The sequence below is a fragment of the Geodermatophilus sabuli genome (assembly GCF_900215145.1).
GTDB classification, from domain to species: Bacteria; Actinomycetota; Actinomycetes; order Mycobacteriales; family Geodermatophilaceae; genus Geodermatophilus; species Geodermatophilus sabuli.
In genome coordinates, this window is the sequence record NZ_OBDO01000005.1 from 92,005 (window position 1) to 117,816 (window position 25,812).

24 protein-coding genes and 1 tRNA gene are annotated in these 25,812 nt (G+C 74.2%); 11 read left to right on the forward strand and 14 right to left on the reverse strand.

Translation table 11 applies throughout. The features are described from left to right. Window positions 1–291: 291 nt before the first annotated feature. The gene (locus tag CRP39_RS12700; RefSeq protein ID WP_097206759.1) at window positions 292–1,884 is read right to left on the reverse strand and encodes a phospholipase D family protein; all 1,593 of its coding nucleotides are present in this window, start codon (window positions 1,882–1,884) and stop codon (window positions 292–294) included. 71 nt (window positions 1,885–1,955) lie between these two features. On the opposite strand from CRP39_RS12700, the gene CRP39_RS12705 reads away from it, so the two are divergent. Then, entirely contained in the window at window positions 1,956–3,224 is a 1,269-nt protein-coding gene (locus CRP39_RS12705; RefSeq protein WP_097206760.1) for an aspartate kinase, read from the forward strand. Next, on the forward strand, window positions 3,221–4,285 hold the full coding sequence (locus CRP39_RS12710) for an aspartate-semialdehyde dehydrogenase (protein ID WP_097206761.1): 1,065 nt from the start codon (window positions 3,221–3,223) through the stop codon (window positions 4,283–4,285). The genes CRP39_RS12705 and CRP39_RS12710 overlap by 4 nt, the downstream gene beginning before the upstream one ends. 42 nt (window positions 4,286–4,327) lie before the next feature. Here the strand turns inward: CRP39_RS12710 and CRP39_RS12715 are convergent, their stop codons facing one another. From CRP39_RS12715 to CRP39_RS12735, 5 genes are all read right to left on the reverse strand, one after another. After that, on the reverse strand, window positions 4,328–6,163 hold the full coding sequence (locus CRP39_RS12715) for a S9 family peptidase (RefSeq protein ID WP_245853821.1): 1,836 nt from the start codon (window positions 6,161–6,163) through the stop codon (window positions 4,328–4,330). A 79-nt stretch (window positions 6,164–6,242) separates the two neighbouring features. Beyond that, window positions 6,243–7,322 carry a hemolysin family protein gene (locus CRP39_RS12720; protein WP_097206762.1) on the reverse strand — a complete coding sequence of 360 codons (1,080 nt, stop codon included), beginning with the start codon at window positions 7,320–7,322 and terminating at the stop codon, window positions 6,243–6,245. After that, window positions 7,319–8,632, reverse strand: a complete 1,314-nt coding sequence (locus tag CRP39_RS12725; protein WP_097206763.1) for a hemolysin family protein — start codon at window positions 8,630–8,632, stop codon at window positions 7,319–7,321. The genes CRP39_RS12720 and CRP39_RS12725 overlap by 4 nt, the downstream gene beginning before the upstream one ends. Window positions 8,633–8,733: 101 nt before the next feature. After that, window positions 8,734–8,810, reverse strand: a tRNA-Pro gene (locus tag CRP39_RS12730). A gap of 31 nt (window positions 8,811–8,841) precedes the next feature. After that, window positions 8,842–9,753 (reverse strand): metallophosphoesterase, encoded by a 912-nt coding sequence (locus CRP39_RS12735; protein WP_097206764.1) that lies wholly within the window; start codon window positions 9,751–9,753, stop codon window positions 8,842–8,844. 133 nt (window positions 9,754–9,886) lie between these two features. Between CRP39_RS12735 and CRP39_RS12740 the strand changes: the two genes are divergently transcribed. Next, window positions 9,887–10,339, forward strand: coding sequence for a GatB/YqeY domain-containing protein (locus tag CRP39_RS12740; RefSeq protein WP_097206765.1), 453 nt, complete (start codon window positions 9,887–9,889; stop codon window positions 10,337–10,339). A gap of 129 nt (window positions 10,340–10,468) precedes the next feature. Here CRP39_RS12740 and CRP39_RS12745 read toward each other — a convergent pair whose 3' ends face one another. From CRP39_RS12745 to bagA, 3 genes are read right to left on the reverse strand one after another with little or no spacing between them, the layout of a single operon-like run. Next, the gene (locus CRP39_RS12745) at window positions 10,469–12,832 is read right to left on the reverse strand and encodes a penicillin-binding protein (RefSeq protein ID WP_097206766.1); all 2,364 of its coding nucleotides are present in this window, start codon (window positions 12,830–12,832) and stop codon (window positions 10,469–10,471) included. 41 nt (window positions 12,833–12,873) lie between these two features. Continuing rightward, complete coding sequence (gene bagB / locus CRP39_RS12750) at window positions 12,874–14,133, reverse strand: ATPase BagB (RefSeq protein ID WP_097206767.1); 1,260 nt, start codon at window positions 14,131–14,133, stop codon at window positions 12,874–12,876. After that, complete coding sequence (bagA, locus tag CRP39_RS12755; protein ID WP_097206768.1) at window positions 14,130–15,122, reverse strand: ATPase BagA; 993 nt, start codon at window positions 15,120–15,122, stop codon at window positions 14,130–14,132. Before bagA ends, bagB begins: the two co-directional genes overlap by 4 nt. Before the next feature lie 128 nt (window positions 15,123–15,250). Here bagA and sp36 point away from each other — a divergent pair, with 128 nt between their 5' ends. The 3 genes from sp36 (at window position 15,251) to CRP39_RS12770 (ending at window position 16,776) form a co-directional block, all read left to right on the forward strand. After that, window positions 15,251–15,424, forward strand: coding sequence for a Sp36 family protein (gene sp36 / locus CRP39_RS12760; RefSeq protein ID WP_097206769.1), 174 nt, complete (start codon window positions 15,251–15,253; stop codon window positions 15,422–15,424). A 7-nt stretch (window positions 15,425–15,431) separates the two neighbouring features. Next, window positions 15,432–15,905 carry a RidA family protein gene (locus CRP39_RS12765; protein ID WP_097206770.1) on the forward strand — a complete coding sequence of 158 codons (474 nt, stop codon included), beginning with the start codon at window positions 15,432–15,434 and terminating at the stop codon, window positions 15,903–15,905. A 79-nt stretch (window positions 15,906–15,984) separates the two neighbouring features. Next, window positions 15,985–16,776 carry an NUDIX hydrolase gene (locus CRP39_RS12770; protein WP_245853822.1) on the forward strand — a complete coding sequence of 264 codons (792 nt, stop codon included), beginning with the start codon at window positions 15,985–15,987 and terminating at the stop codon, window positions 16,774–16,776. 59 nt (window positions 16,777–16,835) lie between these two features. Here CRP39_RS12770 and CRP39_RS12775 read toward each other — a convergent pair whose 3' ends face one another. Together CRP39_RS12775 and CRP39_RS12780 are read right to left on the reverse strand one after the other, a co-directional pair. Continuing rightward, a complete protein-coding gene (locus CRP39_RS12775; protein WP_097206772.1) occupies window positions 16,836–17,510 on the reverse strand; it encodes a Crp/Fnr family transcriptional regulator in 675 nt (224 codons plus the stop codon). A 498-nt stretch (window positions 17,511–18,008) separates the two neighbouring features. Continuing rightward, a complete protein-coding gene (locus tag CRP39_RS12780; RefSeq protein WP_097207006.1) occupies window positions 18,009–18,251 on the reverse strand; it encodes a hypothetical protein in 243 nt (80 codons plus the stop codon). Window positions 18,252–18,410: 159 nt separating this feature from the next. Here CRP39_RS12780 and nth point away from each other — a divergent pair, with 159 nt between their 5' ends. The 5 genes from nth (at window position 18,411) to CRP39_RS12805 (ending at window position 22,210) form a co-directional block, all read left to right on the forward strand. Beyond that, window positions 18,411–19,196, forward strand: a complete 786-nt coding sequence (nth, locus tag CRP39_RS12785; RefSeq protein ID WP_216359720.1) for an endonuclease III — start codon at window positions 18,411–18,413, stop codon at window positions 19,194–19,196. After that, window positions 19,193–19,774 (forward strand): TlpA family protein disulfide reductase, encoded by a 582-nt coding sequence (locus CRP39_RS12790; RefSeq protein WP_097206773.1) that lies wholly within the window; start codon window positions 19,193–19,195, stop codon window positions 19,772–19,774. Before nth ends, CRP39_RS12790 begins: the two co-directional genes overlap by 4 nt. Continuing rightward, on the forward strand, window positions 19,771–20,544 hold the full coding sequence (locus CRP39_RS12795) for an NUDIX hydrolase (protein ID WP_097206774.1): 774 nt from the start codon (window positions 19,771–19,773) through the stop codon (window positions 20,542–20,544). The genes CRP39_RS12790 and CRP39_RS12795 overlap by 4 nt, the downstream gene beginning before the upstream one ends. 68 nt (window positions 20,545–20,612) lie before the next feature. Continuing rightward, the gene (locus tag CRP39_RS12800; RefSeq protein WP_245853823.1) at window positions 20,613–21,023 is read left to right on the forward strand and encodes a plastocyanin/azurin family copper-binding protein; all 411 of its coding nucleotides are present in this window, start codon (window positions 20,613–20,615) and stop codon (window positions 21,021–21,023) included. Window positions 21,024–21,037: 14 nt separating this feature from the next. Continuing rightward, a complete protein-coding gene (locus CRP39_RS12805; RefSeq protein ID WP_245853824.1) occupies window positions 21,038–22,210 on the forward strand; it encodes a MarP family serine protease in 1,173 nt (390 codons plus the stop codon). 24 nt (window positions 22,211–22,234) lie between these two features. On the opposite strand, the gene CRP39_RS12810 is transcribed toward CRP39_RS12805, so the two are convergent. From CRP39_RS12810 to acs, 3 genes are all read right to left on the reverse strand, one after another. Further along, window positions 22,235–23,164 carry an alpha/beta fold hydrolase gene (locus CRP39_RS12810; RefSeq protein WP_097206777.1) on the reverse strand — a complete coding sequence of 310 codons (930 nt, stop codon included), beginning with the start codon at window positions 23,162–23,164 and terminating at the stop codon, window positions 22,235–22,237. Window positions 23,165–23,190: 26 nt separating this feature from the next. Further along, a complete protein-coding gene (locus CRP39_RS12815) occupies window positions 23,191–23,694 on the reverse strand; it encodes a phage holin family protein (protein ID WP_097206778.1) in 504 nt (167 codons plus the stop codon). A gap of 145 nt (window positions 23,695–23,839) precedes the next feature. Next, entirely contained in the window at window positions 23,840–25,792 is a 1,953-nt protein-coding gene (acs, locus tag CRP39_RS12820; protein ID WP_097206779.1) for an acetate--CoA ligase, read from the reverse strand. Window positions 25,793–25,812 lie beyond the last annotated feature (20 nt).

Here is a 25,812-nt window from a genome sequence, read left to right on the forward strand (position 1 = left end):
CAGGTCGCAGCCACCGGGGCAGTCGGGCACGTGCACCGGCGGGTCGGAGCGGTCGTCGAGTCCGTCGCAGTCCGGCGCGCCGTCGCAGCGGAACAGCAGGTCGACGCCGTTCCTCGACGCCGGCGAGGAACCGCCGCTGCCGCTCCTCCGCCGCCGCGCGCGACTGCTCGGCCCGGCGTGCCGCGGGCGCTGCCCGGGCGAGTGCCACCACCGCAGCGGACGGCGACCGCGCGGCGACGGCCGACAGCGGCCGGCACCGCGCCTGACCGCGACGCGCGGCCGGCCGGAGGCTCAGAACCGGCCGGCCCGCCGCATCCGCCACGGGCGGCCGTCGGGGTCGTCGACGAGCCGGTAGACCGGCGTGGCCCACAGGCGGGTGAGCCGCGACAGCGTCTCGGCGGAGTGCACCCGCAGCCGCCCGGGCGGGCGCGGGCCGCGGCGGCCGCCGGCGTGCCAGGCGTCGAGGGCCTCGGCCCGCGACGTCAGCGTCGCGACGAACCGCTCGGGGTCCAGCAGCGCCTCGTCCTCGGCGCCGTCCGGGTCCAGGTCGCAGTGCTCCCGGCCCAGACGCAGGCGCAGGTCGCGGGCGAACACGCGGGCCCCCTCACCGTCACCGCGCGGGTCCCGGGGCTCCCGGGGATCGCGGGTCGTGTCCAGCACCGCTGAGGACAGCTCGCTGTCGTGCGTCCACGAGCGGCGGTTGAAGTTGTCGCTGCCCACGCTGGCCCACACGTCGTCGACGACGCAGACCTTCGCGTGCACGTAGACCGGCGTGCCCTCCTGGTTCTCCACGTCGAACACGTGCACCCGGTCACGCCCGGCCCGCCGGCACATCTCGATCGCCTGCCACCGCCCCACGTACTGCGGCCGCTCGGCGAACGCGCCGTCCTGGTCGGGCACCCGTGGCACCACCACGACCAGGTGCAGCCGGGGGTTGTCGCGCAGTGCCTCGGCGAACAGCCGGGCCACCTCTCCGGACCACATGTACTGGTCCTCCAGGTAGACCAGCCGGGTCGCCCGGCGAACCGCCTTCGAGTAGCCCCGCGCCACCGACCGCTCGCCGCGCGGCGCGAAGTCGTACGGCGGCCGGATCGCCGGGTAGGTCCGCAGCGTCTGCACCACGTGCGGGCCGGCCTCCGGGGGCGGGGGCAGCTGCGGGGGCAGTGGTGGCGGGTCCAGCCGGGCGTGCCGCAGCCGGTCGTGCACCCAGGCCAGCGGGTTGCCCGAGTCGGCGTTGGTCGGGTCCTCCCACCGCTCCCGGAACACCGTGTCCAGCACCGCCACCGCCGGGCCGCGCAGCATCAGCTGCACGTCGTGCCAGGGCGGCCGCTCCCCGTAGGCCCTCGCCATCGCCAGCGGCTGGGGGTCGCCGGCGTGCGTGGCGTCGTCCCGGCGGCTGTGGCACAGGTCGATCCCGCCGGCGAACGCGACGTCCCGCGACGGGTCGTCCCGGTGCCGCAGCACGACGAGCTTCTGGTGGTGGCTCCCGCCGCGGCGGACCCGCTGGTCGAGCACCACCTGCCCGCCGTCGTGCTCCACCTCGTCGTCCAGGGCGCGGTTCTCGGCGCCGCTGAAGGACATCGCGTCGATGTGCGAACGCCACACCAGCCCGCGCACGGCCACCCCGCGGCGCAGCGCCTCCTCGAACAGCTCGGCCACCGTCGGGCCGTTCTCGCGCAGCCGCTCGTCGGGGTCGCCGCGCCAGTCGGTGAACCAGAGCTGGTCGCCCTCGCCGAGTGTCTCGACCTCGGTGACCAGTCGGTCGAAGTACTCGACCCCGTGGACCAGCGGTTCGGCGAGGTTGCCCGCCGTCCAGGCGGGCAGGGCCGTGGCCGGGTTGCCCCGCTCCTCGGCCGTCAGCAGCCACCGCTCCGGATCCTCCACATGGTGATCACATCGCCCCGACCCGGGGCGCGCAAGCACGCCGGGCGCGGACGTCGGTAGCCTGTGGACCCGTGGCCCTCGTCGTCCAGAAGTACGGCGGATCATCCGTCGCCTCCGCCGCGCACATCAAGCGCGTCGCCGAGCGCATCGTGGCGGCCAAGAAGGACGGCAACGACGTCGTCGTCGTGGTCTCCGCCATGGGCGACACGACCGACGAGCTGCTGGACCAGGCAGCCCAGATCACCGACGACCCGCCCGGTCGCGAGCTCGACATGCTCCTCACCGCCGGCGAGCGCATCTCCATGGCGCTGCTGGCGATCGCGATCAACACCCACGGGTACGAGGCCCGGTCGTTCACCGGTTCGCAGGCCGGGGTGCTCACCACCTCCAGCCACGGCAAGGCGCGGATCATCGACGTCACGCCCGGCCGGCTGCGCGACGCCCTCGACGAGGGCGCGATCGTCATCGTCGCCGGGTTCCAGGGCGTCAGCCAGGACACCAAGGACGTGACGACGCTCGGCCGCGGCGGATCGGACACCACCGCGGTGGCCGTCGCCGCCGCACTGCGGGCAGACGTCTGCGAGATCTACACCGACGTCGACGGCGTCTTCACCGCCGACCCGCGGATCGTCCCGAACGCCCAGCGGCTGGACACCGTGACGTACGAGGAGATGCTCGAGCTCGCCGCCTCCGGCGCGAAGGTGCTCATGCTCCGCTGCGTCGAGTACGCCCGCCGCTACGGCATCCCGGTGCACGTCCGCAGCTCCTACTCCCAGCTCCCCGGCACGATCGTGACCGGCTCGATGGAGGACCCCACGGTGGAACAGGCCATCATCACCGGCGTCGCGCACGACCGCTCCGAGGGCAAGATCACCGTCTACGGGGTGCCCGACCGGCCCGGTGAGGCCGCGCAGCTGTTCCGCGTGCTCGCCGACGCCGAGATCAACATCGACATGATCGTGCAGAACGTGTCGACCGAGGCGAGCAAGCTCGCCGACATCTCCTTCACGCTGCCCAAGAGCGACGGCCCGGCCGCGCTGGCCGCGCTGGAGCACGTCAAGCACACCGTCGGCTACACCGACATCCGCTTCGACCAACACATCGGCAAGGTGTCGCTGGTCGGCGCCGGGATGCGCTCGCACCCCGGCGTCTCGGCGCGGTTCTTCGGCGCGCTCGCCGACGCCGGGGTCAACCTGGAGCTGATCAGCACCTCGGAGATCCGCATCTCCGTGGTGTGCCGCGACACCGAGGTGGACCTCGCCGTCCGCGCGGTGCACGACGCCTTCGACCTCGGCACGGACGAGGCCGAGGCCGTCGTCTACGGAGGGACCGGACGATGACCTCCCACGGAGCGACTCCTCGTAGCCACGGCCTGCGCGTCGGCGTCGTCGGCGCCACCGGCCAGGTCGGCGGGGTCATGCGCCAGATCCTCGCCGAGCGCGACTTCCCGATCAGCGAGCTGCGCTTCTTCGCCTCCGCCCGCTCCGCCGGCAGCACCCTGCCGTGGGGCGACGGCGAGATCACCGTCGAGGACGCCGCCACCGCCGACCCCACCGGGCTGGACGTCGCGCTGTTCTCCGCCGGCGCCACCACCTCCCGGGTGCAGGCGCCGCGGTTCGCCGAGGCCGGCGTGACCGTGATCGACAACAGCTCCGCGTGGCGGCGCGACCCCGACGTGCCGCTGATCGTCGCCGAGGTCAACCCGCACGCCCTCGGCGAGGTGCGCAAGGGCATCATCGCCAACCCGAACTGCACGACCATGGCCGCCATGCCGGTGCTCGCCCCGCTGCACGCCGAGGCCCAGCTGGTCCGGATCGTCGCCAGCACCTACCAGGCGGTCTCCGGCAGCGGGCTGGCCGGCGTCGAGGAGCTCGACACCCAGGTCAAGGCCGTCGTCGACAAGGCCGCCGAGCTGACCCACGACGGCTCGGCGGTGACCTTCCCCGAGCCGGTCAAGTACGTCCGGCCGATCGCGTTCAACGTGCTCCCGATGGCCGGCTCGCTGGTCGACGACGGCACGTTCGAGACCGACGAGGAGCAGAAGCTCCGCAACGAGAGCCGCAAGATCCTCGGCATCCCCGACCTGCGCGTGTCCGGCACCTGCGTGCGGGTGCCGGTGTTCACCGGGCACTCGCTGTCGCTGAACCTGGAGTTCGCCCGGCCGCTCTCGGTCGAACGCGCCACCGAGCTGCTGTCGGGGGCGCCGGGCGTGGAGCTCACCGGTGTCCCGACGCCGCAGCAGGCCGCGGGGCAGGACCCGAGCTACGTCGGCCGCATCCGGCAGGACCCGGGTGTCGACGACGGCCGCGGCCTGGCGCTGTTCGTCAGCAACGACAACCTGCGCAAGGGCGCCGCGCTCAACACCGTCCAGATCGCCGAGCTCATCGCCTCGTCCCGCTGACGGGTCGAGGGGCAGAAATGGCCATTTCTGCCCCTCGACCCGTCAGGGCCGGACGTTCCGCAGCGCGAAGCTGAGCGCGACCTCGACCTGGCGGATGGTCTCCTCGATGACCAGCGAGCCGTGGCCCGCGTCGAACCGGTACACCTCGTGCGGCTTCCCCAGCCGCTGCAGCTCGCCCAGGTAGTTGTCGATCTGCCGGATGGGGCAGCGGGGGTCGTTGGCCCCCGCGACCACCAGCACCGGCGCGCGGACGGCGTCGACGTAGGTGATCGGGGAGGAGCGGACGTAGACGTCACGCACCTCCTCCGGAGAGCCGCCGAACAGCGCGCGGTCGTAGGCCCGCAGGCCCTCCATCTCGTCCTCGTAGGCGGCCAGGTAGTCCGCGACCGGCACCTCGGCGATCCCCGCGGCCCAGCGCTCCGGCTGCGTGCCCAGCCCCAGGAGCGTGAGGAAGCCACCCCACGACCCCCCGGACAGCAGCGCCCGCGACGGGTCCACGAACCCCTCGGCCACCAGGGCGTCGTACACGGCGGCGACGTCCTCCAGTTCCGTGAGCCCGGGACGGCCGGTGAGGGCGTCCCGCCAGACGCTGCCGTAGCCGGTCGAGCCCCGGTAGTTGACGTGCACGACCGCGTACCCGGCGTCGACGTAGGCGGCGCGGCGGGCGCGGTAGGAGTCGTCGTCGGCGGCCTCCGGACCGCCGTGCACCAGGAACGCGGTGGCGTACGGCGCGGGCCCCGCCGGCCGGACGACGAGGGCGTGGACGTCCCCGCCCGGGCCGGGCACCCAGCGGTCCTCCACCGGGTAGGCGGCCGGCGGCTCCTCGCCCGGCGCGGCCAGCACGACCGGCCCGTCGGCCCGCCGGATCACCGGCGGGCGCTCGGCGTTGGACCAGGCCAGCTCCACCGTGCCGTCGGGGCGCGCGGTGGCCCCGCGGACGACGCCGTGGGGGGTGTCCAGCTGCTGCAGCGCCCCGGTGGCCAGGTCGTAGCGGTACAGCTCACTGCGCGCGGCGTGGTCGTGGCCCACCAGCAGCGCCGAGCCGTCGGGGTACCAGCCGGCGGTCACGTCCCCGGGCAGGTCGAGGACGATCTCGGTCTCGGTGTCGGTGCCGACGTCCCAGACCAGCAGCTCCTCCCGCCCGCGCCGCTCGTGGCCGACCAGCAGCCGCCGGTCGCCGGGCAGGGGGACGAACTCCAGCGCGTGCAGTCCGCGCCCCTCGCCGTCCCACTTCTCGGCGACCACGGCCTCGTCGGAGGCCTGCAGCACCCGCAGCGCCGGGTAGCGGGGGTCACCGTGCTCGGAGTGCGAGATGACCAGCAGGTCCTCGTCGTGGGTCAGCGCGTCGACCGAGGCGGGGTCCTCGTGCCGGTAGACCACCCGCGGCGTCCCGCCCGCCGGGGCCAGCCACAGCTCCGAGCCGTCGTCGGTGGAGCGGCCGACGGCGACCACCCGCGTGCCGATCTCCAGGCCCGCCGGGTAGGCCGGTCCGACCTCGGGGACGGCGACCCGGTCGTCGCCACCGGCGAAGGGCTGCACCATCCAGACGCCGAACTCGTCGCCGTCGGTGTCGGCGAACCACCAGATGGTCTCGCCGTCGGGGCTCAGGGTGCCGATGAGCGTGCCGTTGGCGCGGTCGGTGGCCTGCCGGTGGGCGTCGGTGGTCCGGTCCCAGGCGTACTGCTCGATGACGCCGCTGACGTCGGAGGAGTACAGGCAGCGGTGCGGGGCGTCGCGGGCCCACTCGGGCAGGCTGACCCGTGGCGCGCGGAACCGGGCCTGCCACCGGGCGGTGACCTCGGGCGGGAGGATGGCGGCGGAGGGCGTCGGCGTCTCGGGGATGATCACGCCGGACTCGGCGGCGGGCTCGGCACTCACGCGGTCTCCTCGCTGGCGCTCGTCGCCGCGTTCGTGCGGCACTGCTGTGTCATGGGGAGCTCGCGAGCTCGCTCCCTGCTCATCTTCCCCCGGCGCCGGCACCCGCCTGCGCGGCGACCCCGGGGTGCTCCACCGCGGCGTCGCGCACGTCACCGATCAGCCGCTCGAGGACGTCCTCCAGGGCCACGACGCCGACGGTGGCGCCGTCCCGGACGACGTGGCCGAGGTGGGCGCCCTGGGTGCGCATCTCGGAGAGCACGTCAGGCAGCCCGGCGTGGGGGGCCAGCGGCACCAGCGGGGTGATGAGGTCGTCGCCGATCGGCCGGTCGCGGTCGGCGTCCCCCACGCCGAGCACGTCCTTCACGTGCACGAACCCCAGCAGCGCGCCGTCCTCGCCGCGCACCGGGTAGCGGCTGAAGCCGTGCTCGGCGACGACGCCCTCCAGCCGGCGCGGCGTCGTCGCCCGGGGCACGGTCACCACGTGGTCCAGCGGCAGCAGCACCGACTCGACCTCGTGCTGCTCGAACGTCAGCGCCCCTGCGGCGAGCTCGCTGACCTCGGTACCCAGCAGCCCCTGTTTCCGGGACTGGGTGATCATCGAGCGGATCTCGGCCTCGTCGAAGCTGGCGGTCACCTCGTCGGTGGGCTGGACGCCGAAGAGCCGGACGAACGCGTTGGCCACGGTGTTGAAGAACCAGATGAACGGCTTGAGCAGCCGCACCAGCGCCGCCAGCGGTGGCCCCAGCGCGAGCGCGGCGCGGTCCGGGCCGGCGATGGTGACGTTCTTGGGCACCATCTCCCCGAGCACCATGTGCAGCACCGTCACGATCGACAGGGCGATCACCAGCGCGATCGGGTGCAGCAGCCCTTCGGGGACGCCGAGAGCCGCCATCGGCGCCTCGATGAGGTGGGCGACCGCCGGCTCGCCGACCGCGCCCAGACCCAGCGAGCACAGCGTGATGCCCAACTGCGCGCCGGCCATCATCTGGGAGACGTTGCGCATCGCGGCGAGGGTCTTGACCGCGCGCGAGGAGCCGGCGTCGGCGCGCGGCTCGATCTGGTCGACGCGGGCGGACACCAGGGCGAACTCCGCAGCCACGAAGAACGCGTTGCCCAGCAGCAGCGCGACCAGGACCAGCAGGCTGACGGCGTCGCTCATGCCGCCACCTCGACGGGCACGTCGACCCGCTCGGCGCGCACCCGCGCCACCCGCCGGCCGTCGAGGCTCTCCACGACGAGCCGGGCGCCCTCGAGGTCCACGGTGTCACCCACCTCGGGCAGCCGCTGCAGCCGCTCGGCGAGGAACCCGGCCAGCGTCTCGTAGCGGCCCTCGGGGACCGGCACCCCGGTGCGGTCGCGCACCTCGTCGGGGCGCAGCAGCCCGGACAGCAACCAGGTCTCGTCGTCGGCCCTGCGCAGCATGCGCAGCGGCCGGTCGGTCTCGTCGGAGATCTCGCCGACGAGTTCCTCCACGATGTCCTCCAGCGTCACCACGCCGTGGGTGGCGCCCCACTCGTCGACGACCACGGCGATCTGCAGGCCCTGTTCGCGGAGCAGGTCCATCAGCCGCTCCAGCTGCAGGGACGACGGGACCGCGAGCACCGGCGCGGCCAGCTCGCCGGCGGTGCGGGTGGACCGCTCCGCCTCGGGGACGGCCACGGCGTGCTTGACGTGCACCACGCCGGTGACCTCGTCGAGGTCGGCGCCGTAGACGGGGAAGCGGGACTTCCCCGACTCGACGGACACGGCGATCACGTCGGCCGCGGTGGCGCCGGCCCGCAGGGCCCACAACCGCGTGCGCGGCGTCATGACGTCGGTGGCGAACTTCTGCCGCAACGCCAGTGAGCGCTGCAGCAGCCGCGCGGCGACCGGGGAGAGGTCGCCCTCCTCGGCGGAGCGACGGGCCACGGCCGCCAGCTCGTCGGCGCCGCGAGCGGCGTCCAGCTCCTCCCGGGGCTCGATGCCCAGCCTGCGGACGATCGCGTTGGCCACCCTCTGCAGCCCGTTCACCACGGGGCCGGACACCCGGGTGAAGGCCCGCATGCCCGGGGCGACGACGGCGGCCACGGCCAGCGGGTTGGCGATCGCCAGGTTCTTGGGACCGAGCTCGCCGAGCAGCATCTGCAGCACGGTCGCCAGGGCCAGGGCCAGACCGTAGGAGACGCCGGTGACCGCGCCGTCGGACAGACCGAGGGCCTCCAGCGGGCCGTGCAGCAGGTGCCCCAGGGCGGGCTCGGCGAGGTACCCGACGACCAGCGTGGTGAGGGTGATCCCCAGCTGGGCGGCCGACAGCTGGGTGGACAGCGAGCGCAGCGCCTTCACCACCCCGTGAGCGCGCCGGTCCCCGCCGGCCGCGGCCTCCTCGACCCGGCCGCGGTCCACGGTGGTCAGGGAGAACTCGGCGGCCACGAAGAAGCCGGTCAGCGCGGTCAGCGCCACGGCGGCGAGGAGGAGCAGCCACTCGGTCATCGCTCTCCCCGGTGCCCCGGCGGCGAGCCGCCGAACCCCGGACACCCGGCACCCGACCCGGGAGACGACTCAGGGGCCGCCTCGCGGCGGCCCCTGAGCACTGGTCGGGGTGACAGGATTTGAACCTGCGACCTCGTCGTCCCGAACGACGCGCGCTACCAAGCTGCGCCACACCCCGAGGTACGCGTCGAGTCTAGCCGACGCCGATCTCAGGCCTGACGGGCGGTCAGGGTGAGGAGCGTCGCCTCCGGGGGGCAGGCGAAGCGGGCCGGTGCGTAGGGGCTCGTGCCCAGGCCCGCGGACACGTGCAGCCAGGTGCCGGAGGGCTGCTCCGGCGTCGCCTCGGCCCAGCGGTGCAGCCAGCGGACCCGGTCGCGGTCGATGCCGCAGTTGGTCACCAGCGCGCCGTAGAGCGGGATGCGCAGCTGCCCGCCGTGGGTGTGGCCGCAGAGCAGCAGGTCGTAGCCGTCGGCGGCGAACCGGTCGAGCACGCGGGGCTCGGGGGAGTGGGCCAGCCCGATCCGCAGGTCGGCGGCGGCGTCGGCGGGCCCGGCGATCTCGTCGTAGCGATCCCGGCGGATGTGCGAGTCGTCCACGCCGCCGAACAGGATCCGCCGGCCGCGCACGACCAGCTCACCGGTGGCGTTGGTGAGGTCCAGCCAGCCGCGGCGGGTCAGGCCGTCGCGCAGGTCCCGCCACGGCAGCGGGTCGCCGTGCACCCGCTTGTGGTGGCGCTTGAAGTACTTGAGCGGGTTCTTAGGCTTCGGCGCGAAGTAGTCGTTGCTGCCCAGGACGAAGGCGCCGGGCAGCTCCAGCAGCGGCTCCAGCGCCCGCAGGGTGCCCGGGACGGCGTCGTTCCCGGCCAGGTTGTCGCCGGTGTCGACGACCAGGTCCGGCTCGAGGGCGGCCAGCGAGGCCACCCACGCCTGCTTCGACCGCTGGCCCGCGGTCATGTGCAGGTCCGACAGGTGCAGCACCCGCAGCGGCTCTGCGCCCGGTGGGAGCACCGGGACGTCGAAGCGGCGCAACGTCCAGCGGTTGCGCTCGTAGAGGGAGGCGTAGGCGATCCCGGCGGTCGCCGACGCGAGGACGGCGGAGGGGACGGCGGTGGTCGCGCGCACGGGAGCCCAGGGTACGGGGGCACCGGTCGGGCCCGCCGTGCCAGGCTGGGACCCGACCGAGTGTGCGGGGTCACCAGTGGAGACAGCGCTGTCGGGCACGACACCGACGAGCGCCAGCGAGGAGGATCTCGTCGTGCCCGACCTCAAGGACCAGCTGCGCGCCGACCTGACCACCGCGATGAAGTCCCGCGACGAGCTCCGCACCGCGACGCTGCGGATGGTGCTGACCGCCGTCACCGCGGAGGAGGTGGCCGGCAAGGAGGCCCGCGAGCTCACCGACGACGAGGTCCAGGCGGTGCTGCGCCGTGAGGCCAAGAAGCGTCGGGAGGCCGCGGAGGCCTTCGCCGCCGCGGGCCGCTCGGAGCAGGCCGAGCGGGAGCGCGCCGAGGGCGAGGTCGTCGGCGGCTACCTGCCCGCCCAGCTGGAGGACGCCGACCTCGCGGCTCTCGTCGCCGACGTGATCACCCGCACCGGAGCCGCCGGCATGAAGGACATGGGTCGGGTCATGGGGGCGGTGCAGGGCGAGGTCGCGGGGCGGGCCGAGGGCGGCCGGGTCGCCGCCGAGGTCCGCCGCCAGCTCGGCTGAACCCGGTGCCGCCCGGCCGCGCGCGGGTGCGGCGAGCCGCGGCGTGGCGGCAGCTGAGCGACCCCGGACGTGCGACGTCCCCGGGACCGGAGCCGGTCGCCGGGGACGTCGTGGGGCCGGGCGTGGGGGTCAGTTCCCACCGCCCCCACCCACGGGGCCGATCCCGCCTCGGGAGAGGGTGCCACCGGGACCGTTGCCGGCTCCCGGGGTGGTGGCGCCGTCCGGGACCGTCCCGCCGTCCGGCGGCACCTGCCCGGTGCCGGCGTCCGGCGCCGAGGCGACGGAGCCCGAGCCGTTGCTCACCTGGATGGCGACGACCTGCTCGGGCGTGGCGCGGGAGCCGGCGACCGGGTCGGTGCCCAGCAGGGTGCCGGCCGGCTGGTCGCTGTCCACGGCGACGGTGGTGGACTCCAGGCCGGCGGCCTCCAGCGCGCTGCGGCAGTCGTCCTCCGACGAGCAGGAGGGCACCTCGCGGGTGTCGCCGTTGGCCACCACGGCGTCCTCCGCGGGGAACTCCACCATGGGGCGGCCGCTGAGGACGGGCGCCATCGCGTCGTGCCAGATGGTGGCGCCCTTACCGCCACCGAAGCCCCCGACGCTGCGGTCGGCCACCGAGTTGAACACCATCACGCTGGCGGTGAACTCGGGGGTGTAGCCGACGAAGGTGACCGAGGCGTTGTTGTTGATCGTCCCGGTCTTGCCGGCGATCTGGTGGCCCGGGATGTAGGCGCGCTCGGCCGTCTGGCCGGGGTGGCCGGGCTCGACGTCGCCGCGCAGCATCTGGTTCAGGGTGTTGGCGACCCCGGCGGGGACCGCCTCGGGGGTGCAGTTGTCGTCCTCCACCACCGGCTCGCCGTCGCGGGTCAGCGGCTCGCCGTGCCGGTCGAGGATCGCGGTGACCGGCGTCGGGTCGCAGCGGGTGCCGCTGGCGGCGAGGGTGGAGTAGGCGCTGGCCAGGTCCAGCGGGCTGACCGCGTCGGCGCCGAAGGTGAACGAGCCGCGGTTCTCGGCGATGATCGTCTCGGCCGGGAACTGGTTGGGCGCGTCGAAGTGCATGCCCATGCGCTCGGCCATCCGCACCGGCCCCTCGACCGACCCGAGCCGGTCCTCCAGCGCCAGGAAGTAGGTGTTGGACGACATGTACAGCGCCCGGGTCATGTCCAGGGTCGCGGGGTAGCGGCCGGCGTTGGGCACCGAGTACGGCCTGCGGCCGTCCTTGTAGACGCGCGAGGTGTACCGGTCGCCGGTGGTGATCGTGTAGTGCTTGGAGTAGCCCTCCTCCAGCGCGGCGGCGGCGGTGAACACCTTGAACGTCGAGCCCGCGCCCTTGCTCGGGACGACGTTGAAGTTCACCGACTCGCAGTCGGCCTCGTCGCACCCGTACCGCCGGTTGACCGACATGGCCAGGACGTGGCCGGTGCCCGGCTCCACCGCGGTGTAGGTGCCGACCAGCTCGTCGCCCATGGCGAGGGTGTTGAGCACCGCCTGGTCGCCGGCGGCCTGCATGTCCGGGCGCAGCGTCGTCTGGACCGTCCAGCCGCCGTTGCGGATCTCGGTGTCGCTGAGGTCCAGCGTCTCGGTCAGGTAGCCGTACAGGTAGTCGCAGAAGAACCCGCCGAGGGCGGCGTTGACGCAGCCGTTGGGCGGCGCCACGCCCTCCTGGACGACGACCGGCGAGGCGGAGATCTCGTCGAGCTCCTGCTGGCTGATGTGCTCCAGGTCGAACATCCGCTGCAGCACCTGGTTGCGGCGGACCTGCGCGTTCTCCGGGTTGGCGATCGGGTCGTCGTTGGCCGGGCTCTGCACCAGCCCGGCGAGCATCGCCGCCTGGGGGAGGGTGAGGTCGGCGGCGTCGACGCTGAAGTACTTCTGCGCCGCGGCCTGGATGCCGTAGGCGCCCTGCCCGAAGTAGGCGATGTTCAGGTACCGGGTGAGGATCTCGTCCTTGGAGTACTGCTCCTCCAGGGCGAGGGCCAGCCGGGCCTCCTTGAGCTTGCGGCCCAGGCTCTCCTCGGTGGCGGCCTGCCGCTCCTCGGGCGTCGCGGCCGTCTCGGCCAGGGTCTGCTTGACCAGTTGCTGGGTCAGCGTCGAGCCACCCTCGCGGACCGACCCGGCCGCCACGTTCGTCACCAGCGCCCGCAGCGTGCCCTGCACGTCCAGGCCGTTGTGCTGGTAGAAGCGCGAGTCCTCGATGTCGACCAGCGCCCGCTTCATGACGTCGGCGATCTGGTCGGGCTCCACCGGCGTCCGGTTGTGCGTGTAGAAGGTCGTGATCAGCGACCCGTCGGCGGCGAGCACCCGGGTGTTGCCGGCCGGGGCCGCGTCGGTGAGCTCGACCGGGAGGGCGTCGAGCAGCGACGCGGAGTTCCGCGCCACCACGCCTCCGCCGCCCACGAAGGGCAGCAGCATGCCGGCGAGCAGGGCTCCGGCGAGGATGATCGTCGCGGCGAGCTTCGCGAGGACCCGGGCGCGGGCAGGGGCGGCGGCAGACATCGCGGGCAAATGTACGTGCCGACGTGTCCATGACGTCGCCGTCAGCGACGGCGCGCTGGGAGCACGCGGGTGCGTGGGACTCCTGTCGGCGTGTCGTCATCGGGACCGGTCAGCGCGTCGGCCATGACCCGCAGCCCGTCGAGGTCGTGCACGTCCCCCGCGGCGGCCGGCACCGCGCGGACGGCGACCTGCGGGTGGGCGCTGGTGAACCGGTCGGCCAGCCGCTGCTCGCGGGCGGCGGTGCCCATCCGGTCGGCGTGCACGCGCAGCGCTCCGGCAGCCAGCTCGGCGCCCTCGCCACCCGCCTCGAGCACCTCCTCGGCTGCGGCGTCGGCGCGGGTGGCGGTCAGCCCGGTGGTGGCGGGCGGGTGGGTGCGGTTGAGCACCAGCCCGGCCAGCGGCATCTGCTCGACCGACAGCCGGTCGACGAAGTAGGAGGCCTCCCGCAGCGCGTCGGGCTCCGGGGTGGCGACGACGACGAACCAGGTGCCGGGCCGGCGCAGCAGCTCGTAGGTCGCGGTGGCCCGCTCCCGGAACCCGCCGAACATCGTGTCGAGCGCGGAGACGAACGCCGAGATGTCGCGCAGCAGCTGCCCGCCGAGGACCTTGCTGATGATCCGGCTGAACACCAGGAACCCGGCGCCCACCAGCCGCATGCCGGCCCGGCCGCCGGCCCGGGCGGGAGCGGTGAGCAGCCGGATCATCGTGCCGTCGAGGAACCGGCTCATCCGGTTGGGCGCGTCGAGGAAGTCCAGCGCCGACCGCGACGGCGGGGTGTCGACGACGATGAGGTCCCACTGCTCGGTGGCCCGCAGCTGCCCCAGCTTCTCCATCGCCATGTACTCCTGCGTGCCGGCGAAGGAGGACGACAGCGCCTGGTAGAAGGGGTTGGCCAGGATCTGCTCGGCCCGCTCGGGCGTCGAGTGCGCGCACACGATGTCGTCGAACGTGCGCTTCATGTCCAGCATCATCGCGTGCAGCTCGCCCTTGGCCCCGGGGACGTCGACCCGCCGGGGCTCGTTGTCCAGCTCCACCAGCCCCAGGGACTGCGCCAGCCGCCGGGCCGGGTCGATGGTCAGGACGACGACGGTGCGGCCGGCCTCCGCCGCGGCCAGGGCCAGCGCGGCCGACGTCGTCGTCTTGCCCACGCCGCCGGCGCCGCAGCAGACCACGATCCGGGTGTCCGGGTCCGCGATCAGCTCGGCGAGGTCGAGGGGGAGCGCCTCGGGCGGCGGGGGTGCGGCCGGCCGGGGGTGGCGGTGGTGCCGTTCGACCGCCGGCTGCTCCGCTGCCTCGCTCATGCCGCCACCTCGGTCCGCAGGTGCTCCTCCAGCCGTCCGGCCAGCTCGAACAGTGCCCCGACGTCGATGGGGCCGGGCAGCAGGGGCAGCTCGACGGTGGGCAGGTCGAGGGCGGCCACCTCGTCGCGCAGCTCGTCCTGCGCGGCCCAGCCCTGCGCGTGCTCGACGGCCTGGGCGGCGAGCGCGTCGGCGATGGCCGTGCCGTCGTGCACGTGCGCGGCGGCGAGGGCCGGCGCGAGGTCGGCCCCGGTGAGCCGCGCCGCGGCCGCGCGCTCCAGCTGCTCCTCGGGCAGCAGCGGTTCGGTGGCCATGTTCACGATCACGGAGCCGACCGGCAGGCCGGCCCCGGTCAGCTCCGCGATGGCGTCGGCGGTCTCCTGCACGGGCATGTCCTCCAGCAGCGTCACCAGGTGCACGGCGGTCTGCGGCGACTTGAGCACCGCCATCACGCCGTCGCTCTGGGTCTTGATGGGGCCGGAGCGGGTCAGCCCGGCCACCTCCGCGGTGACGCCGAGGAAGCGGGTGATCCGGCCCGTCGGCGGGGCGTCGACGACGACGGCGTCGTAGACGCGGTGGCCGTCGCGGCGGCGGGTGACCGCCTCCTTGATCTTGCCGGTGAGCAGCACGTCGCGCAGACCCGGCGCGATCGTGGTCGCGAAGTCGATGGCGCCCATCTTGCGCAGCGCCCGGCCGGCCCGCTTCAGGTTGTAGAACATCTCGAGGTACTCGAGCAGCGCCTCCTCGACGTCGATGGCCAGGGCCTTGACCTCCCCGCCGCCGCGGGTCACCGCCACCCGCCGCTCCTCGTAGGGCAGCGGAGGCGTGTCGAAGAGCTGGGCGATGCCCTGCCGGCCCTCGGTCTCGACGAGCAGGACGTGCCGACCGTCAGCGGCCAGCGCGAGGGCGAGGGCGGCGGCCACCGTCGTCTTGCCGGTCCCGCCCTTGCCGGTCACGACGTGACAGCGGACGGGGAGGGGTTCGGGGGCCACGGTGATCAGCGTAGAAGGACCCCGCCCTCCCCACCCCTCGTGGACGGACCCCCTGCCCCCGGCCGCGGCGGGACCTGCAGGGAGCCGGGCCCCGGACGGGGCCGGGGGACTGCGCTAGCGTCGCGGCCATGAGCGAACCGGCCCGTGTCCGGTGGGAGTACGCCACCATCCCGCTGTTGATCCACAACACCAAGGCGATCCTCGACTCGTGGGGCGTCGACGGCTGGGAGCTGGTCACCGTGCTCCCCGGCCCCGCCGGCGCCGAGCAGCCGGTGGCGTACCTCAAGCGCCCCGCGAGCTGACCCGGCCATGACGACGCCGCAGACCCAGAGCTGGCACGCGAGGCTGGCCGAGCTGGGCATCCGGCTGCCCTCGGTGGCCGCGCCCGTCGCCGCCTACGTGCCGGCGGTGCGCACCGGGCAGCTGGTCATGACCTCCGGCCAGCTGCCGTTCGTCGACGGCGGGCTGCGCCGCACCGGCAAGGTCGGCGGCTCGGTGGACCCGGAGGACGCCGCGCACGACGCCAAGCTGTGCGCCCTCAACGCGCTCGCCGCCATCGACGACCTGGTCGGCCTGGACTCGGTGGCCCGCATCGTCAAGGTGGTCGGCTACGTGGCCAGCGCCGAGGGCTTCACCGGGCAGCCGCGGGTGGTCAACGGCGCCAGCGAGCTGCTCGGGCGCGTGTTCGGCGACGCCGGCCGGCACGCCCGCAGCGCCGTCGGCGTGGCCGAGCTCCCGTTGGGCGCGCCCGTCGAGGTCGAGCTCACCGTCGAACTGCGATGACGACGGGCGAGCGAGCATCGCCGGGAGCGCCAGCGACCGGGGAGCGGAACGAGCCCGGGGTCGAGCCGGGGGCGTGGCGGTGAGCGAGCCGCGTCAGGCGGCGACCGTCCTGCTGCTGCGGGACGGCACGCCGGGCCTGGAGGTCTACCTCCTGCGGCGCACCCGCGGGATGCCGTTCGCCGGCGGCATGACCGCCTATCCCGGCGGCGGCGTCGACCCGCGGGACGCCGACGTCGAGACCGCCTGGACGGGGCCGACGCCGGCGCAGTGGGCGGAGGCGTTCGGCTGCGACGAGCGCACCGCCCGGGAGCTGGTCTGCGCCGCCGTCCGGGAGACGTTCGAGGAGGCCGGCGTCCTGCTCGCCGGCTCGGCGGACGGCACCGACGTCGTCCCGGACGTCTCCGGCGACGACTGGGAGGCGCAGCGGCAGGCCCTGCTGGCCCGGGATCTGTCCCTCGCCGAGCTGCTCGCCGACCGCGGCCTGGCGCTGCGTTCTGACCTGCTGCGGCCGTTCGCGCACTGGGTGACCCCGCCGGTGGAGCCGCGGCGCTACGACACCAAGTTCTTCGCCGCCGCGCTGCCCGTGGGGCAGGAGGCCCGGCACGTCACGGGCGAGGCCGACGAGGCGAGCTGGCTGACCCCGTCCGCCGCGCTCGCGGAGCTGCGCGGGGGGACCCGGCCGATGCTGCCGCCGACCATCCACACCCTCGGTCAGCTCGAGCCGTTCGCCGACGTGGCGGCCGTGCTGGCCGGGTCGCCGCCGGAGTCGCTGCAGCCGATCAGCCCGACCTTCGAGGACCAGCCCGACGGCCGCTGGGCGGTCCTGCCCGACGGCACGCGGATCCGGCTGGTCGTGCCGCTCCCCGCCTGACCCGCAACGCCGGGAGGCCCCGCTCGCACACGCGAGCGGGGCCTCCCGGCGTCAGTGGGTCAGCGCGCGCGGCGGCGCAGGCGCTCCTCGTCGAGGACGACGACCGACTTGCCCTGCAGCTGGATCCAGCCGCGGTGCACGAAGTCGGCCAGCGCCTTGTTCACGGTCTCGCGGGAGGCACCGACCAGCTGGGCCAGCTCCTCCTGGGTGAGGTCGTGCTTGACCCGCAGCCCCTCGCCCTCCCGGCTGCCGAACCGGTCGGCCATCTGCAGCAGCGCCTTGGCCACCCGCCCCGGGACGTCGGTGAAGATCAGGTCGGCCACGGAGTCGTTGGTCCGCCGCAGCCGGCGGGCCAGCACCCGCAGGAGCTGCTCGCCGATCTCCGGGTGGGCCTCGATCCACGGACGGATGACCGACTGCGGCATGCGGGCCAGCTTGACGTCGGTGACCGCCGTCGCCGTCGCGGTGCGCGGCCCCGGGTCGAACACCGACAGCTCACCGAACTGGTCCGACGGACCCATGACGGCGAGCACGTTCTCGCGGCCGTCGGGGGACCGGCGGGACAGCTTGATCTTGCCGGACATGACGATGTACAGGCTGTCGCCCGGCTCGCCCTCGTTGAACACGACCCGGCCTCGCGGCAGCGTGATCGTCTCGAGGCGACTGAGGACCGTTTCCACCGCCTCTTCCGACTGCCCCTGGAAGAGCCCGGACTGGGCCAGCACCTCGTCCACTACGCGTCCTCTCGCACGACCACGGGACGCCGACAACCGGCGACTCCCGGAGAGCGCGCGCCTGCGGCGCGGCGCTGTCCGCAGTGAGTCTAGGGGGCTGTGCGCGTGGTCACCCGATCGGTGGGAGGTGAGGCCACCCCGACGAGGGAGTGGCGGCCTCACACGGCGTCCTCGGGTGTGACTCCGCGCCCCGGTCCGCTCCTCGCTCGCTGGCGCTCGCTGCGATGCTCCCGGGGCTGTCGTCACACGACGTCCTCGGGTGTGACTCCGCGCCGGCCCGTCCCGGGTCCCGCCCTGAGCTCGCGAAGGGTGGGGAGGACGGGGTGTTTCTCACACGGCGTCCTCGGGTGTGACTCCGCGCCCCGGTCCGCTCCTCGCTCGCTGGCGCTCGCTGCGATGCTCCCGGGGCTGTCGTCACACGACGTCCTCGGGTGTGACTCCGCGCCCCGGTCCGCTCCTCGCTCGCTGGCGCTCGCTGCGATGCTCCCGGGGCTGTCGTCACACGACGGGCGGCTCGGCCTCCTGCCGCACGCGGGAGGAGCGCCGTCGGCGCCAGCGCGCCATGGCCCGGCGGATGCCGGAGGTGGCCAGCGTGTCGACCTCGCCCGGGCTGGCCGTGGAGAGGAACTCGGCGACCTCTCGGGGCCCGGTGGGTCGGCGCAGCGGCTCCTCGACCCGCTCCATGACCAGCAGGAAGGCGATGAGCAGCGGCGGGAACAGGATGACGATGAGGGCGACCACCGGTTCCTCCTCCATCCTCGTCGGGGACGTCCCCCGGCCGGGCCGGTGCACGTGACCACTCCTGTGTACCCCGTGCCGCGGGCGCCGATGCCCCGCTCGCAGCGGCTGCATGATGGCACGGCCCCGAGATCGTCAGCTCGCCCGCATACCCTCGACCGCGTGTCCTCGCCCGCCTACGCACGCCCGGTCCCCCCGCACGCGCGGCGCGCCGCCGCCCGAGGCGGCGTGCCGTACGACCCCGAGGAGACGCCGCTGGCGCGCACCCGACGGGCCCGGCGGATGGCCCGGGAGCTGGCGCTGATCCACCCCGACGCGCACTGCGAGCTGGACTTCACCAACCCCTTCGAGCTGCTGGTCGCCACGGTGCTGTCGGCGCAGACGACCGACAAGACGGTCAACCGGGTCACCCCGACGCTGTTCGCCAAGTACCCCGACGCCGTCGCCCTGGCCGGCGCGGACCGGGCGGAGCTCGAGGAGATCCTCAAGCCCACCGGCTTCTTCCGGGCCAAGGCCAACTCGGCCCTCGGCCTGGCGCAGGCGCTGGTCGAGCGGTTCGACGGCGAGGTGCCCGGCCGCATGGCCGACCTCGTGACCCTTCCCGGCGTGGGCCGCAAGACGGCCAACGTCGTCCTCGGCAACGCCTTCGGCGTCCCCGGCCTCACCGTCGACACCCACTTCGGCCGGTTGGTGCGGCGCTTCGGCTGGACGGCGGAGGAGGACCCGGTCAAGGTCGAGGCCGAGGTCGCCGAGCTGGTGCCCAAGAAGGAGTGGACCGACTTCAGCCACCGGGTGATCTTCCACGGCCGGCGGGTCTGCCACGCCAAGAAGGCGGCCTGCGGGGCGTGCGGCCTGGCCCGCTGGTGCCCGTCCTACGGCATCGGCCCCACGGATCCGGAGGTCGCGCTGACGCTGGTCAAGACGCCGGCCGCCTCCGACACCGAATGAGCGCCCGCGGGAGGGCCGCCGCCGGGGCGCTGCTGCTGCTCACCCTGGCCGGGTGCGGCTCCGACGGCACCGACGACGGCGCCGCGCCGTCGTCGGCACCGTCCGTGCAGAACACCACCGCGGCCTGTCCCGACCAGCCCGACGCGCCGGCGTCGGGCGGCGAGGTGCTCGCCGACGTGACCGTCGACTGCCTCGGCGGCGGCTGGCTGGCCTTCGGCCGGGCGCAGGGGGCGCCCACCGTGGTGAACCTGTGGGCCAGCTGGTGCGGGCCGTGCCGGGAGGAGCTGCCGCTGGTGCAGCAGCTGGCCGACGAGGCCGGCGACCGGCTGCGGGTCCTCGGCCTGGTCAGCCAGGACCCGGCGAGCAACGGCCTGGCCTTCGCCGCCGACGCGGGGGTCACCATGCCCACCGGCGTCGACGAGGAGGGGGAGCTCGCCATCGAGCAGGGGCTGCGCGGGCTGCCCTACACCTACTTCCTGCACGCGGACGGCTCGATCGCCCACCTGCAGCTGCGCCCGGTGACCTCGCTGGAGGAGCTGCGGGGCCTGGTCACCGAGCACCTCGGGGTGCGGCTGTGAGCGCGGCCGCCGGCGACCGGGAGCGGCCCGACGACCTGCCGGCGTACCTGCACCGGTTGCTGGACCACGGCGCCGACCTGCCGCTGCGCCACCGCATGCCCCGGCCCACCGCGACGGCCCGCCGCTCGGCGGTGCTCATCCTGTTCGGCGAGGGCCCGCGCGGCGCCGACGTCCTGCTCATCGAGAAGTCCGCGCACCTGCGCACGCACGCCGGCCAGCCGGCGTTCCCGGGCGGCGGTGTCGACCCCGGCGACGACTACCCCGTGGGCACCGCGCTGCGGGAGGCGGAGGAGGAGGCCGGCATCGACCCCGACGGGGTGCGGGTGCTCGCGACCCTGCCGGAGCTGTTCCTCGGGCCGTCGGACAACCTCGTCGTCCCGGTGGTCGGCTGGTGGGACGACCCGCGTGAGGTCAGCGTCGGTGACCCGCGGGAGGTGGCCAGGGTGGCGCGGGTGCCGCTGGCCGACCTCACCGACCCGGCCAACCGGTTCCGGGCCCGCCACCCCTCCGGCTACATCGGTCCGGCGTTCGGGGTGGCCGGCATGGTCGTGTGGGGGTTCACCGCCGGGCTGCTCGACGCGATCCTCGAGGCCGCCGGCCTGTCCCGGCCGTGGGACCACACCGACGTCCGCCCGCTGCCGGCGCTCGGGGCGCGGCGACCGCAGCTGCCCGGCACCCTCGACGCCGTCGAGGAGGAGGACGCCGCCGCGCCGACGGTGGCCGACCCCGCACCGGACGGGCCTCCGACGCGTACGGTTCCCCCGCGATGAACGGCAGAAGGACCTCCTTGCCCCCTACCGCTCGCGGGCTCGCGGCGGGCCCCTGCAAGAAGGCCGCTGTGGTCGCGACGGCCGTGGTCCTGCTCGCCGGGTGCGGCGGCGGCGAGGCGGGGGCCCCCGCCGCGTCGTCGTCGGCCGGAGCGGACCCCGGCACGGTGACCACCGCGCCCGACGGGGTCCAGGAGGTCACCCTGCAGACGCAGGACGACTACGTCTTCACCCCGGCGACCTTCACCGTCGCCCCGGGACAGGTGCGGCTGACCGTGGTCAACGTCGCCGAGCAGCTGACCCACAACTTCCGGTTCACCCCGGACGCCGGTCCCGAGCCGATCGCGCCGGAGATCCCGCTCCTGGCGCCGGGGGAGAGCCGCACCATCGAGTTCACCGTCTCCGTGCCCGGTGAGCACCCCTTCGAGTGCAGCTTCCACACGCAGCTCGGTCAGGTGGGCACGATGACGGTGCAGGGCTGACGGGGGTGTCCATCGTGGACCTCGTCCTCATCGTCCTGGCCCTGTCCTTCGGTTTCACCGGCTTCCGGCAGGGCGTCATCGTGTCCGCGGCGTCCTTCTTCGGCTTCTTCGGCGGCGCGGTGCTCGGCGCCCAGCTGTCGGGGCCGGTCACCGACCGGGTCGACGGCTCGCCGGTCACCCGGGTGTTCGCCGCGCTGGTCGTCGTCCTGGCTGGGGCGCTGCTGGGCCAGGTGCTGGCCGGCGCGGTCGGCCGGGCGGTGCGCCGCCGGGTCACCTGGGAGCCGGCCAAGATGGTCGACGCGGTCGCCGGGGCCGTGCTGTCGGCCGTCGCCGTGCTGCTCGTGGCCTGGATGGTGGCCACCCCGCTGGCCACCGCGCCGTTCCCCCAGGTCGCCGGGCAGGTGCGGCAGTCGGCGTTGGTGCAGGCGGTCGACCGCACCGTCCCCGACGGCGTCCGGGCGGTGTACGACGAGCTGCGGGAGGCGATCGTCCGGCGCGGGCTGCCCGACGTGCTGGACCCGCTCACCCCCACCGACGTCCCCGAGGTGCCGGAGCCGGACCAGGCGCTGCGGGCCAGCCCCGTGGTGGACTCCGTCGAGGGCTCGGTCGTGCAGATCAGCGGTGTCGCGCCGTCCTGCGCGCGGCAGATCGACGGCTCCGGGTTCGTCTACGCCGACGAGCGGGTGATGACCAACGCGCACGTGCTGGCCGGGGTCACCGACCCGGTGGTCAGCGCCGAGGGCGAGGAGTACGAGGCGACGCCGGTGTACGTCGACGAGGAGACCGACATCGCCGTCCTCGCCGTCCCCGGGCTGCCGCAGGTGCCGCTGACCTTCGCACCGGCGCCGGTCGAGTCCGGCGCGGACGCGATCATCATGGGCTACCCCGGTGGTGGCGACCTGTTCGTCGGCCCGGCCCGGGTGCGCGACCGCGGCGAGATCAGCGGTCCGGACTTCCGCAACACCCAGACGGTGGTCCGCGACGTCTACGCCCTGCGCGGCGAGGTGCGTGCGGGCAACTCCGGCGGCCCGCTGTTCGACAGCCAGGGGCACGTCCTCGGCGTCGTGTTCGCCTCGGCCATCGACGACCCGCTCACCGGGTACGCCCTGACCAACGCGCAGGTCGACGACGCCCGCGCGGCCGGGTTGACGGCGACCGCCGAGGCGTTCACCGGCGCTTGCGAATAGGGGGACCCAGCCCACCCCGTCGCGTCACCCGGAGGCCCACTCGACGAGGGCGTCGTTCACCGCCTCCGGGACCTCCTCCTGCGGGAAGTGGCCCACGTCGGGCAGCTCCCGCCAGTCGTAGGCGCCGGCGACGTACCGGCCGGAGCCGAGCGCGGACGACGGCAACACGCAGGCGTCCAGGCCGCCGTGCAGCTGCAGCGTCGGCGCGGTGACCGGGGCGGCCATGCGGCGGGCGTAGCGCAGGCCGTCCGGACGCACCTGGGAGCGGCCGGCCCAGCGGAAGTACTCCATCGAGCCGTAGGCGGCCTGCGGGATGCGGGCCGCCGAGCGGTAGCGCCCCACGGCCTGCGCGAAGTCGGCGGTGGAGGTCCAGGCCGGGCCGGCCCAGCGGCGCATCAGCTCGGCCACCGGGTCGTCGTCGGCGCGGGTCAGCCGGCGCTCGGGCAGTCGCGGCAGCTGGAAGCCGAGGATGTGCCGCAGCGCCCGCCGCTGCGCGGAGTCGGTCAGCGAGGCCCGCAGGCGCCGGGGATGGGCCATGGAGAGCACCACCAGCCGGCGGACGCTGCGCGGGTGCAGCGCGGCCACCGACCAGGCCACCAGCCCACCCCAGTCGTGCCCGACGACGACGGCGTCCCGCTCACCCAGTGCCCGCACGAGCGCGGCGACGTCGGAGGCGGCCGTCGGCAGGTCGTAGCCGCGCGGCGGCTTGTCGCTGCCGCCGTACCCCCGCAGGTCGGGGGCGACGGCGTGGAACCCCGCGGCGGCGAGCGTGGGGAGTTGGGCACGCCAGGTCCACCAGAACTGCGGGAAGCCGTGCAGCAGGAGCACCAGCGGGCCCTCGCCGGCCTCGGCCACGTGCAGCCGGACGCCGTTGGCGGAGACGTCGCGGTGGGTCCAGGGACCGGGCAGCAGGACGCTGGTGGCGTCGGGCGGCTCCTCCTCGGGGGTGGCCACCGGGCCGGGCGCGGGGCGCGCCCCGGTCAGACGGAGTACTGGTCGCTGCCGCGCAGCTGCACCCGGCCGTTGGACACGGTCGGCACCTCGCGGCGACGCTCGCCCGGGGCCTCCCGGTGCACCACCTCAGGCAGCTCGCGGAGCGTCTCCAGCGTCCGCTCGGGCTTCTCGATCTTCTTCAGCGTCCGGCGGCCCACGAGGGCGGCGATGCCGGCGAGCAGGAGGAAGAGCGCCCAGACGATGAGGTAGGAGATCCAGCGCTGGAGGCCCAGCCAGGTGAGGAACTCGGCGATCGTGATGAAGAGGAAGACCGTCGAGACGCCCAGCAGGACGCCGGCGGCGCCGAACGCGCCGACGCCGATCCCGGCCTTCTTCGCCGACTTCCCGACCTCGGCCTTGGCCAGCTCGATCTCGCTGCGGATCAGCGTCGAGACGTCGGCCATGGCGCTCTGCACGAGTGCGCCGACCGAGGGCTCCTCCGCGCCGGTGGGCCGGCCCTGGGACGGGGTCGACGATGCGCTGTGGGCCACGGGGGGCACCTCCTGGACTGGGCGGTCGGACGTCCCGCACGCACGCGGGGCTGGGGGAATCGTGCCCCATGATCGCCGAGCGCGCGTCCCGGTGTCCCCCGACCGGAGTGCGGGAGCGCAGGAAACCTGCGCTCCCGCACTCCGCTCAGTCCTCCGAACCGGCCGACGCGGGCAGCTTGTCCTTGATCAGGTTCATCACCGAGGAGTCGGTGAGCGTCGTGACGTCACCCATCTCGCGGTTCTCGGCGACGTCCCGCAGCAGCCGCCGCATGATCTTGCCGGAGCGGGTCTTGGGCAGCTCCTGCACGACCATGATCTGGCGGGGCTTGGCGATCGGGCCGATGTCGCGGGCCACGTGCTGGCGCAGGGTCTGCACCAGGTCCTCGCCGGAGTCCTCGGCACTGCCGCGCAGGATGACGAAGGCGACGATGCCCTGCCCGGTGGTCGGGTCGCTGGCGCCGACCACCGCCGCCTCGGCGACCGCCGGGTGCGCGACCAGCGAGGACTCGACCTCGGTGGTGGAGATGCGGTGCCCGGAGACGTTCATGACGTCGTCCACCCGGCCGAGCAGCCAGATGTCGCCGTCGGCGTCCTTCTTGGCGCCGTCCCCGGCGAAGTAGACCTGCTTGCCGAAGCGGGACCAGTAGGTGTCGACGTAACGGTCGTCGTCGCCCCAGATGGTGCGCAGCATCGACGGCCACGGTTCGGTGAGCACCAGCAGGCCGGTGGTGTCGTCGCCGAGCTCGTTGCCCTCGTCGTCGACGACCTTGGCGGAGATGCCGGGGAACGGCGTCTGGGCGGAGCCGGGCTTGAGGTCCGTGACGCCGGGCAGCGGGTTGATCATGTGCGCGCCGGTCTCCGTCTGCCACCAGGTGTCCACGATCGGGCAGCGCCCGCCGCCGATGTTCTGGTGGTACCAGAGCCAGGCCTCGGGGTTGATCGGCTCACCGACCGACCCCAGGACGCGCAGGCTGGACAGGTCGAAGCCGGCCGGGATGTCCTCGCCCCACTTCATGAACGTGCGGATCACCGTCGGCGCGGTGTACAGGATGGTCACGCCGTACTTCTGGATGAGCTCGAACCAGCGGCCGCGGTGCGGCGTCTCCGGCGTCCCCTCGTACATCACCGAGGTGGCCCGGTTGGCCAGCGGTCCGTAGACGATGTAGCTGTGGCCGGTGACCCAGCCGACGTCCGCGGCGGTCCAGAAGACGTCGCTGTCGGCCTTGAGGTCGAAGCTGGCCCAGTGGGTGAAGGCGACCTGGGTCAGGTAGCCGCCGCTGGTGTGCAGGATCCCCTTCGGCTTCGCCGTGGTCCCCGACGTGTACATGATGTAGAGCGGGTGCTCGGCGTCGAAGGCCTCGGGCTCGTGCTCGGTCGACTGCCGGCCGACGACGTCGTGCCACCACAGGTCGCGGCCCTCGGTCCACGCGACGTCCTGCTCGGTGCGCTTGACGACCAGCACGTTCCGCACGCCCTCGACGCGGCTGACCGCGTCGTCGACGGCGGGCTTGAGCGCGCTGGGGGCGCCGCGCCGGTAGCCGCCGTCAGCGGTGATGACCACCTGCGCGCCGGCGTCGGTGAGCCGGCTGGCCAGGGCGTCGGCGGAGAAGCCGCCGAACACCACCATGTGGACGGCGCCGATGCGCGCACAGGCCAGCATCGAGACGACCGCCTCGGGGATCATCGGCAGGTAGATCGCCACGCGGTCGCCGGCCCGGACCCCGAGCTCGGTGAGGGCGTTGGCCGCGCGGCACACCTCGTCCTTGAGCTGCGCGTAGGTGATGGTGCGGGTGTCGCCGGGCTCGCCCTCCCAGTGGTAGGCGACCCGCTCGCCGTGGCCGGCCTCGACGTGCCGGTCGACGCAGTTGTAGGCGACGTTGAGCTTGCCCCCGACGAACCACTTGGCGAAGGGCGGGTTGGTCCAGTCCAGGACCTCGTCCCACTTCTGCGCCCAGGTCAGGCGCTCGGCCTGCTTCGCCCAGAAGCCGAGCCGGTCCCGCGACGCCTCCTCGTAGACCTCCGGCCCCACGTTGGCCTGCGCGGCCAGCGCCTCCGGCGCCGGGAACCGGCGGCCCTCCACCTCGGTCGACTCGCTCATGCGGCTCCTCCCGGTCTCAG

Coding starts and splice junctions, on each gene's coding strand:
- CRP39_RS12710 (WP_097206761.1), top strand. CDS start 3,221: ATGACCTCCCACGGAGCGACTCCTCGTAGCCACGGCCTGCGCGTCGGC.
- CRP39_RS12720 (WP_097206762.1), bottom strand. CDS start 7,322: ATGAGCGACGCCGTCAGCCTGCTGGTCCTGGTCGCGCTGCTGCTGGGC.
- CRP39_RS12725 (WP_097206763.1), bottom strand. CDS start 8,632: ATGACCGAGTGGCTGCTCCTCCTCGCCGCCGTGGCGCTGACCGCGCTG.
- CRP39_RS12745 (WP_097206766.1), bottom strand. CDS start 12,832: ATGTCTGCCGCCGCCCCTGCCCGCGCCCGGGTCCTCGCGAAGCTCGCC.
- bagB (WP_097206767.1), bottom strand. CDS start 14,133: ATGAGCGAGGCAGCGGAGCAGCCGGCGGTCGAACGGCACCACCGCCAC.
- sp36 (WP_097206769.1), top strand. CDS start 15,251: ATGAGCGAACCGGCCCGTGTCCGGTGGGAGTACGCCACCATCCCGCTG.
- CRP39_RS12765 (WP_097206770.1), top strand. CDS start 15,432: ATGACGACGCCGCAGACCCAGAGCTGGCACGCGAGGCTGGCCGAGCTG.
- CRP39_RS12790 (WP_097206773.1), top strand. CDS start 19,193: ATGAGCGCCCGCGGGAGGGCCGCCGCCGGGGCGCTGCTGCTGCTCACC.
- acs (WP_097206779.1), bottom strand. CDS start 25,792: ATGAGCGAGTCGACCGAGGTGGAGGGCCGCCGGTTCCCGGCGCCGGAG.